This is a genomic window from Rhodanobacter ginsengiterrae (assembly GCF_050026815.1).
Taxonomy (GTDB): domain Bacteria; phylum Pseudomonadota; class Gammaproteobacteria; order Xanthomonadales; family Rhodanobacteraceae; genus Rhodanobacter; species Rhodanobacter ginsengiterrae.
This window is the reverse complement of sequence record NZ_JALBWO010000047.1, coordinates 126,203-135,510: the sequence shown is the minus strand read 5'-3', so window position 1 is coordinate 135,510 and position 9,308 is coordinate 126,203. Positions and strand designations below refer to the sequence as shown.

Here is a 9,308-nt window from a genome sequence, read left to right as displayed (position 1 = left end):
TGGACGCCGCGCCACCGCCCGGCCCGGTCACTCCGTGCAGGTCGATGTTGTGCGGCATCTTGCTGTCCGGCGCGTTCTTCAGGTGGAACTCCACCGTGTCGCCCTGACGCACCCGGATGAAGCTGCCTGGCACGGTGCCGCCGAAGGTCCAGAAGGTGTAGCTGACCCCTTCGGAGATCGGCATCTCCTTCTCCACCACTTCCAGCTCGACGATCACTTTCGCCGGGTAATTGCGCTGGAGCGGTGGCGGCACATGCGGCGGGCTGGTCAGCACCGCGTGGATCGGTTCGCCCTGGGGCGGGCCGAAGTCGCCGTGGATCGATGCCACCGACGCCGCGCCCGCCGGACTGGTATCGGCCTTGGCCGCGGCTTGCGGTTTGCCGGAGCATGCGCTCAGCGTAAGCAGCGCCATGGCAACAGCGATGAGGAAGCGTGGACGTGACATGGGCGATCTCCGTGAGTTCTTGCGGCCAGCCTAGGCCGTCTCACGAGTACCCGCATGACATAGGTCATTCGAGATGCGATTGGCAGCCCCGCTGCGTCATCCTGTCACCTTGCGTGCAGTCAGCCCGCCTTGCCATCCGCCCGCGGTGTCAGATAGATCCAGGCCGAGCGCAGCACCCACGGCAGGAAGGCCAGCAGCCAGCCGTAAGCGGCAATCACCAGCCACAGGTAGACGTCACCGCCCAGTTCGGCACGGATGCGCAGCAGCGCCACCACCTGCAGCAATCCGAAACACAGCCACGCTACCTTGCCCATCTGCATCGGCCGGCCGGAGTGGCCCTGGGTGACCCGGGTGACCATCGCCACCAGCATCGAGCCGAAGAAGCCGATGCCCAGCGCATGCAGCGGCGCGCGGCCCAGGATCAGCTGGCCATTGATGGCCTGGACCACGTCCTGGATCGCGAACAGCACGAACGCCACCGGCAACCAGGCGAACGCCAGATGCAGCACGGCGAGGATACCCGGCTGCATCGCCTGCCACGGCCGCCAGCTCAGCGAGTGCCATGCAAACACCAGCGCCAGCGGCACATCGACCAGGCACAGCCAGCCGAGCAGGCCGCGCCAATCCAGCAGCAGATGCGCCAGCAACAGCACCCACACCACCGGCATGCTCCAGTCCGGCCGGATCACCGCGTAACCCTTCACCAGGTTGCCGGTGAAGAACGGCAGCATGCGGTGCATCACCGAGAAATAGATCGGCAGCAACAGGCCGAAGGTGCCCAGCTTGATCGCCAGCAAGGCGCACTCCGCCGGCGCACCGAACAGATAGGCCAGAAAGATCGCCAGACCCAGCGCGCCCAGGCACAAGGCGGCGAGGCAGGAACGCGCGTGCCCCTTGCGCTCGGCCACCGAAGCTCGCAACACCCCGGCCAGCGTGGCAATGCCGATCAGGTAGCCAAGCAGCATCACCGCGATGCCGAGCTTGAGCAGCCATGGCAGATTGAGCAGCCCGACATTCGCCAGCACGTAACCGCCGAACACGCCACCGGCCACGGGCAGAAACCGCGTGCGTGGCAGGTCGGGGCGGCCCAGCCACTTGGGAAACGTGGTCATCAGGAAGCCGAACATGAACAGCGGAAACAAGCCGTACTGGATCAGCATCGCGTGCGCCCAGCCCGGCGGAATCGACGGTTGCGGCCAGCCCGCCAGACCGAAGCGCATCCAGGTCAGCTCCACCGCCCACCACGCCATGCTGAGCAGCACCGCGACGCTGCCCGCCAGGAACAACGGCCGGTGCGGCGCGGAGGACAGCAGCCGGGTGGCTTCGGCGAACACCGGCGGCGTGCTGCCGGCAGATGGCGATTCGGACATGGCGATGGCCACAGATAATGAGAACGATTCGCCATGCTGACACAGCGCCGATACCGCCGACCATGACCTGCATCAACCGCGCCAAAGGCTTGCCGTGACCGCCCCATGGGCCGCCGATGCATCACTCGCCTGCGGCTGCTTTTCCGAGCGTATGCTGGCGGGACTTCGCCGGGTCACGAAGCTCAGGGGATCCCATGACCCATCATCACTGGGGCAATCGCCCCGAGGGGAACCACCATGAAGCGCATCTCACCATGGCTGCTGCCAGCGTTCGCGTTGCTGTGCATCGGCGCCGTCCAGGCGGCGGAAAAGGATCAGGCCAACGTGGTCCGCGACTACACCGACACCGTGGCGCCAGCCGATCAACAAGCCTATGAGACAGGCATCAAGAGCTACAACGCCTGCCTGGGCGAGCACGGATCGAAAACCACGTGGACCGCATGGACCCATGAAACCGGCGACGTCTTCAGCTATTCCTACGTGACCGACCCCATGACCTGGGCCGGCTTCGACGCGATGCGCGAAGCCAGCAAGGCCTGTGATGCCACGTTCCGGACGCAGGTGAATCCGCACCTGAAGGGCGAGTCCAGCGTGTTCATGAAGGGCGATCCCGAGCTCGGCAATCTTCCCGCCGGATCGCTCGGCACACCGGCGCTGATCGAGGTGACCTACTTCAAGCTGAAACCCGGCCAGCGGATGGCCTTTCTCGACGCGGTCAGGAAGATCTACGTAGCCGCCGGAAAGGCCAGATGGCCGGGCCACTCCATGCTCAACGAGGTGGTCGATGGCGGGCCGGACGCACCGGACTATCTGCTGGTGAGCCCCAGCAAGAACTGGGCGGAGCTGGGCAAGGAGGTCGACCCCACTCTGTGGAAAATGCTCGAAGGTGTTTACGGCAAGGCCGATGCCGATGCGATCCGCAAGACCATCCGTGACTCTGTCGAGAAAAGTTCGACGCACGTCGACGGCTACAACGCGGATCTGAGCTATCGGCCAGCAGCCAGGTAGGCAGCTGCCCACCCACTCGAGCGGCTGTTGCCGGACCTTCCTCAATCGGGCAGCAAGGCCTGCCCGATCTGGCGCAATGCCTTGGGATTGAGCAATTCCAGCTCACGCCCCTCGATCGCGATCAGTTTTTGCGTACGGAAGCGGCTGAGCACGCGACTGACGGTTTCCGCCGCCAGACGCAGGTAGTTGGCGATGTCGCCACGTGACATGCTGAGATGAAACTGCGTGCCGGAGAAACCGCGCACCGCGTAACGTCCACCCAGGTCCAGCAGGAAGGCGGCGACGCGCTCGTCGGCGCTGTGATCGCCGGCGAGCAGACTGGCGGTGCCCAGTTCCTTGCTCAGCATGCGGAACAAATGCTGCTGCACGGCCGGCACCCGCGAGGCCAGCGCACTCATCGCCGGAAACGAGAAGCGGCAGAAATACGCGGTATCCAGAGCGACCGCGTCGCAGGGAAAATGCTCGGGGTAGATCGCATTGAGCCCGATCACTTCACCCGGCAGGTAGAAACCCAGGACTTGTTCGCGGCCTTCCTTGTCGACCATGCGGGTCTTCACGGTACCCGAGCGCACGGCAAAGATCGCCCGGAACGGGTCGCCGGTGCGGAAGATGTACTCGCCGGCACGGAACGGGCCGACGTGCTCGACCAGGCATTGCAGCTCGGCCAGCTCGGGCTTGTCGTAACCGGCGGCGATGCATGCGTTGGAGAACGCGCAGGTACCGCAGAAGCGCGTTTCGTCACCGTCACCGTCGTCGGCCAGCGGGCCTGGCGGCTCGGGCTGGCGACCTGGGCCACCTGTCACGGGCTTGAATTGCATGATGGTGATGAGGCCGGGTTGGGGCTGCGTCGGTGATCAGATCACTCGCGAAAAACGCGGTGCCTGCGCCGCTTCGTCCAGATAGGCGTCGAAGCACATGGCGATGATACGCAACAGCAACCTTCCCCGCGAGGTGACCCGGATTTCCCGCGCGCTCTCCCGCACCAGCCCATCCTCGATCAGCGCTTGCAGCCGCTGCTGTTCCCGTACGAAGTATTCGTCGAACACCAGCCGGTGGCGTGCGCCGAACGCGTGCTTGTCCAGCACGCCGTGGCACATCAGCTCGTTGATCAGCTCACGCCGGATCAGGTCGTCCTCGTCCAGCTGCAGCCCGCGCATCAGCGGCAGGCGGCCGGCATCCAGCGCCGCGTCGTAGCCGATCAGGTCGCGCGCGTTCTGCGTGTAGCTGTCGCCGATGCGGCCGATCGCGCTGACGCCCAGGCCGAGGATGTCGCAGTCGCCATGGGTCGAATAGCCCTGGAAGTTGCGTTGCAGCGTGCCGGCACGCTGCGCCAGTACCAGTTCGTCGCTGGCCTTGGCGAAGTGGTCCATGCCGACATAGACATACCCGGCCGCCGACAGCTGTTCCAGCGCGCTGCCGAACAGCGCCAGCCGCGTCGCCGCGTCCGGCAGGTCGGCGGCGTCGATCTGCCGCTGTGCCTTGAACATCTCCGGCAGGTGGGCGTAGCCGTAGACCGCCACGCGATCGGGGTTCAGTGCCACGATCTGCTCCAGCGTGCGGCTGAAGCCCTCCACGCTCTGGAACGGCAGCCCATAGATCAGGTCGACGCTGGACGAACGGAAGCCGGAACTCCGCGCCGCGTCCAGCACCTCGCGGGTCTGCTCGAAACTCTGGATCCGGTTGACCGCCCGCTGCACCACCGGGTCGAAATCCTGGATGCCGACCGAGATGCGGTTGAAGCCAAGCTTGCCCAGATTGCGCACATAGTCGCCGTCGGCAAAGCGCGGATCGATCTCGATGCCGTACTCGCGATCCGCGTCGTGGCTGAAGCTGAAATGCTGCGCCAGCGACTCCAGCAGCTCGCTCATGTGCGCGGCATCGAGGAAATTCGGCGTGCCGCCACCGAAGTGCAGCTGGCGTACCGGTCGGTCGCGATCGAACAGCGGCGCGATCAGTTCGATCTCGCGATACAGCCGTTCCAGATAGCGGTCGGCCTGGCTCAGGTCGCGGGTGATCACCCGGTTGCAACCGCAGTAGAAGCATGGGCTCATGCAGAACGGCACATGCACATAGAGCGACAGCGGACGCGGGATCGGTTCTTCGTTGGAGGCGCGGATCACCCCGCGCAACACCGTCTCGTCGAAGTCGGCCCTGAATTGCGGCGCGGTCGGGTAACTGGTGTAGCGCGGACCGGCCACGTCGTAACGGGCGATCAGCGCCGGGTCGAATTCGGGAGTGCTTATGGGGATGGCCATGCAGCGAGTCTGTCCTCGCGCGCGGCCCGGCGCCTTGATCCGGATCAACTGCGGCGCTGGCCGCGACGCGACGCCGCAGGGCCGCCGTGCGGGCGCCGCCGGCGGGCCCCTGCGCGTTCCATCAGCGCTGGTACGGCGCGATCTGCTGCTCGATGGAGCCGAAGATCGACGCGCCGGCCCGGTCGGTGACGTCGATCTTCAGGCGATCGCCAAACTTCAGGAACGGCGTGCTCGGCTTGCCGTCGCGCAGAGTTTCCACCGTGCGCTGCTCGGCCAGGCACGATGCCCCCTTGCCGGTATCCTCGTTGGCGATGGTGCCGGAGCCGACGATGGTGCCGGCGGTCAGCGGGCGGGTCCTGGCCACGTGGGCGACCAGTTCGGCGAACGAGAACTGCATGTCGACGCCGCACTCCGCTTCGCCAAACCAGGCATCGTTCAACCAGGTGCGCATCGGCAGGTGCAGCTTGTCGCCCTGCCAGGCATCGCCCAGTTCGTCGGGGGTCACCAGCACCGGCGACAGCGCCGAACGCGGCTTGGACTGCAGGAAACCGAAGCCCTTGGCCAGCTCGCCCGGGATCAGCCCGCGCAGGCTGACGTCGTTGATCAGGCCGATCAGCTGGATGTGGTCCGAAGCCTGCGCCGGCGTCGCCGCCATCGGCACGTCGTCGGTGACCACCACCACCTCGGCTTCCAGATCGATGCCGAAATCCTCGCTCGGCACCACCACCGGATCGCGCGGGCCGAGAAAGCCGGCGCTGGTCGCCTGGTACATCAGCGGATCGGTATAGAACGACGTCGGCACTTCCGCTCCACGCGCACGACGCACCCGCTCGACATGCGGCAGATAGGCCGAACCGTCGACGAACTCGTAGGCGCGCGGCAGCGGCGAGGCCAGCGCGGCCATGTCCAGCGCAAACACGCCCGACGCTGCGCCGTCGTTGAGCTCTCCGGACAGTGCGTTCAAGCGCGGTGCGAGATTCGACCAGTCGTCCAGCGCCGCCTGCAGCGTCGGCGCGATGGCCGTGGCCTTCACCGCGCGGGTGAGGTCGCGACTGACCACGATCAGCGTGCCGTCGCGGCCGCCTTCCTTGAGACTTGCGAGTTTCATCAGGTGCTCCTAGCCACAACCTTCGAAGTAATCGACCTGCGGCGGCACACCCACGCGCCACCGCGTCACCTTGCCATGCTCATCGGTTTCGAACAGCAGCACGCCGTTGCCTGCGGGCGCCGCGATGCGCAGGTATTTTGCACCGTCCACGTACTTGTGTGGCTGCGTCGCGATGCGCGCGCCGTACAGCGTGCGAATCTGCGCCTCGCTCATGCCGACCTTGCCGCCACCGGGCGCCGCTTCCTTCGCCACGCCAACGTCATAGCGCACGAAGCGGCCGTTCTCGAACATGAAACCGAAATCGCGCGGCAGCGTGACCCACGCCGGCGACTTGTAGAAGCAGCTCGAATCCGGCGCGGCCGCAGCTTTCAACTTGCCCGCCCAGGCCGCGTCGAACGCGGCTTCGTCCATGCCGAAGCGCAGCTCGCCATAACCGTCGTAACGCGCCAGCGTATCCACGACAACTGCCGTGGTTGCCGGCACAGGCTGCGCGACGGCAGCCGCGCTCGCCGGTGGCGGCGGAGTGGATGGCATCGAGGTATCGTCCGGCCCGCAGCCGGCCAGCACAAGCGCAGCGGCCATGATCAGCCAGCGTGCCGTCACGCCTTGCCGTCCGCGCGGAAATGCCTGGCGATGCCCTGCCAGCAGCGGTAGTAGTCGCCCTGCAGCTGCGGCGCGTCGAGCGCCTGCCGGGTGGGGCGGATCACCTTGCGCGTCTCGAACATGAAGGCCATGGTGCCGCCGATCACGTCCGCCTTCGACAGGTCGGCATTCGACGCCTTCTCGAAGGTGGCTGCATCCGGACCGTGCCCGCTCATGCAGTTGTGCAGCGAGGCGCCACCGGGCAGGAAGCCTTCGGCCTTGGCGTCGTACACGCCGGTGATCAGGCCCATGAATTCGCTGGCCACGTTGCGATGGAACCACGGCGGCCGGAACGTGTGCTGCGCGACCAGCCAGCGTGGCGGGAAGATCGCGAAATCGACGTTCGCCGTGCCCGGCGTGTCGCTGGCCGAGGTCAGCACGGTGAAGATCGACGGATCGGGATGATCGAAACTGATCGAGCCGATCGTGTTGAAGCGGCGCAGGTCGTACTTGTACGGTGCGTAGTTGCCGTGCCAGCCGACCACATCCAGCGGCGAGTGACCGATCTTCGCGGTCCACAGCGCGCCCTGGAATTTCGCCACCAGTTCGAACTGGCCTTCCACATCTTCGTACGCCGCCACCGGCGTGAGGAAGTCGCGCGCATTGGCAAGGCAGTTGGAGCCGATCGGACCGAGGTCCGGCAGACGCAGCAAGGCACCGAAGTTCTCGCAGACGTACCCACGCGCCACGTCGTCGAGCAGCTCGACGCGAAAGCGCACACCGCGCGGGATCACCGCGATCTCCTGCGGTTCGATGTCGATCACGCCCAGCTCAGTAGCCAGCCGCAAACGCCCCTGCTGCGGCACGATCAGCAGTTCGCCATCGGCGTTGTAAAAGAAGCGCCCCTGCATCGAGCGGTTCGCCGCGTACAGGTGAATGCCGATGCCGCCCTGCTCGGCCGGACCGCCGTTGCCGGCGATCGTCAGCAGGCCGTCGAGAAAGTCCGTCGGCTGCTCCGGCAGCGGCAACGGATCCCAGCGCAACTGGTTCGGCGTGGCCGGGGCCTCGTCGAAACGGTTGTGCAAGGTCGCGTGCGGCAGCGGCCGGAACGGCTCATGCACCGCCGCCGGGCGAATCCGATACAGCCAGCTGCGCCGGTTGCTGTGGCGCGGCGCGGTGAACGCGGTGCCCGACAGCTGCTCCGCATACAGGCCGTGCGCCACCTGCTGCGGCGAGTTCTGTCCTTCCGGCAGCGTGCCGGGAATGGCCTCGCTGGCGAATTCGTTGCCGAAACCCGACTGGTAACCCTTGCTGACGGCGATCGCCATGGGAACAGCTCCTCAGAGGAAACCGCGCTTCATCTGGTCGCGCTCGATCGACTCGAACAGCGCCTGGAAATTGCCTTCGCCGAAACCTTCGTTGCCCTTGCGCTGGATGATCTCGAAGAAGATCGGGCCGATCGCGTTCTGGGTGAAGATCTGCAGCAGTTTGCGCTGCTTGGTTTCGGGATCGGCGTCGATCAGGATCTTGTTCTTCGCCAGCCGCGCCACGTCCTCGCCATGGTTGGGCACGCGCTCGTCGATCACTTCGAAGTACGCATCGGGCGTGTCGAGGAATTCCACCCCGGCCTCGCGCATCTTCTCCACCGTGGTGTAGATGTCGTCGGTGAAACAGGCGATGTGCTGGATGCCTTCGCCGTGGTAGGCGTCGAGGTATTCGTTGATCTGGCTCTTCGGGTCGTTCGACTCGTTCAGCGGGATGCGCACGATGCCGTCCGGCGCGGTCATCGCCTTGGACACCAGGCCGGTCTTGGCGCCCTTGATGTCGAAGTAGCGGATCTCGCGGAAGTTGAACAGCTTCTCGTAGTAGTCCGACCACTTCTGCATGTTGCCGAAGTACAGGTTGTGGGTCAGGTGGTCGATGAAGGTCAGGCCGAAGCCGGCCGGATTCTGCTCGGCGCCCGGAATCGGCGCGTAGTCGGCGTCGTAGATGCTGCCGGCGCTGCCGTAGCGGTCGACCAGGTACAGCATGCAGTCGCCGATGCCCTTGACTGCCGGCGCATCCACCGCCTTGCTGGCGGCCTTGTCGGTGATCGCTTCGCCACCGTTGCCCAGCACGGTGGCGAGCACCCCGGCTGCCGGCTTGTTGAAGCGGATCGCGAAACCGCAGGCGCTGGGGCCGTGCTTTTCGGCGAAATCGGCGGCGAACGAAGCCGGCTCCTCGTTGAGCAGGAAGTTCACGCCGTTCTGCCGATACACGGTGATCGCGCGCGTCTTGTGCTTGAGCACCGCGCTGAAGCCCATCCGCTTGAACAGGTCGTGCAGCTCATCGGCGCGACCGGCCGGCGCGGCGAATTCGACGAATTCGAAACCGTCGATACCCATCGGGTTGTCGAACGTGGTGACCTGCATGCCAAGGTTGGGCTGGGCGTTCATGGCGCTCTCCTGAATGTCGGTGCACGATGGCAGTACATGAGCGTGCCACCATCGGTGGTAATCCCACGTTATAGTTTCATATGTAACCATTTGCAAGGATCACCG

Annotated in this window: 9 protein-coding genes; 1 reads left to right on the top strand and 8 read right to left on the bottom strand. The window is 65.7% G+C overall.

The features are described from left to right. Together ACQGNJ_RS05725 and ACQGNJ_RS05720 are read right to left on the bottom strand one after the other, a co-directional pair. On the bottom strand, positions 1-445 hold a 445-nt coding region (locus ACQGNJ_RS05725; protein WP_426688276.1), incomplete at its 3' end, for a multicopper oxidase domain-containing protein. A gap of 119 nt (positions 446-564) precedes the next feature. Beyond that, positions 565-1,821 carry an NnrS family protein gene (locus ACQGNJ_RS05720; protein ID WP_426688277.1) on the bottom strand — a complete coding sequence of 419 codons (1,257 nt, stop codon included), beginning with the start codon at positions 1,819-1,821 and terminating at the stop codon, positions 565-567. Positions 1,822-2,052: 231 nt separating this feature from the next. On the opposite strand from ACQGNJ_RS05720, the gene ACQGNJ_RS05715 reads away from it, so the two are divergent. Further along, positions 2,053-2,823, top strand: a complete 771-nt coding sequence (locus ACQGNJ_RS05715; protein WP_426688275.1) for a hypothetical protein — start codon at positions 2,053-2,055, stop codon at positions 2,821-2,823. A 41-nt stretch (positions 2,824-2,864) separates the two neighbouring features. Here ACQGNJ_RS05715 and ACQGNJ_RS05710 read toward each other — a convergent pair whose 3' ends face one another. The 6 genes from ACQGNJ_RS05710 to hppD all read right to left on the bottom strand — a co-directional run bounded on the left by ACQGNJ_RS05710 (position 2,865) and on the right by hppD (position 9,203). After that, positions 2,865-3,641: a helix-turn-helix domain-containing protein gene (locus ACQGNJ_RS05710; protein ID WP_426688274.1), complete on the bottom strand. Its 777-nt coding sequence runs from the start codon at positions 3,639-3,641 to the stop codon at positions 2,865-2,867. A gap of 36 nt (positions 3,642-3,677) precedes the next feature. Beyond that, positions 3,678-5,078, bottom strand: coding sequence for an oxygen-independent coproporphyrinogen III oxidase (hemN, locus tag ACQGNJ_RS05705; protein ID WP_426688273.1), 1,401 nt, complete (start codon positions 5,076-5,078; stop codon positions 3,678-3,680). 121 nt (positions 5,079-5,199) lie between these two features. After that, positions 5,200-6,186 (bottom strand): fumarylacetoacetate hydrolase family protein, encoded by a 987-nt coding sequence (locus ACQGNJ_RS05700; protein ID WP_426688272.1) that lies wholly within the window; start codon positions 6,184-6,186, stop codon positions 5,200-5,202. 9 nt (positions 6,187-6,195) lie between these two features. Beyond that, positions 6,196-6,768, bottom strand: coding sequence for a lectin (locus tag ACQGNJ_RS05695; RefSeq protein WP_426688271.1), 573 nt, complete (start codon positions 6,766-6,768; stop codon positions 6,196-6,198). Positions 6,769-6,785: 17 nt separating this feature from the next. Further along, on the bottom strand, positions 6,786-8,096 hold the full coding sequence (gene hmgA, locus ACQGNJ_RS05690; RefSeq protein WP_426688270.1) for a homogentisate 1,2-dioxygenase: 1,311 nt from the start codon (positions 8,094-8,096) through the stop codon (positions 6,786-6,788). A gap of 12 nt (positions 8,097-8,108) precedes the next feature. After that, positions 8,109-9,203 (bottom strand): 4-hydroxyphenylpyruvate dioxygenase, encoded by a 1,095-nt coding sequence (gene hppD / locus ACQGNJ_RS05685; RefSeq protein ID WP_426688269.1) that lies wholly within the window; start codon positions 9,201-9,203, stop codon positions 8,109-8,111. Positions 9,204-9,308 lie beyond the last annotated feature (105 nt).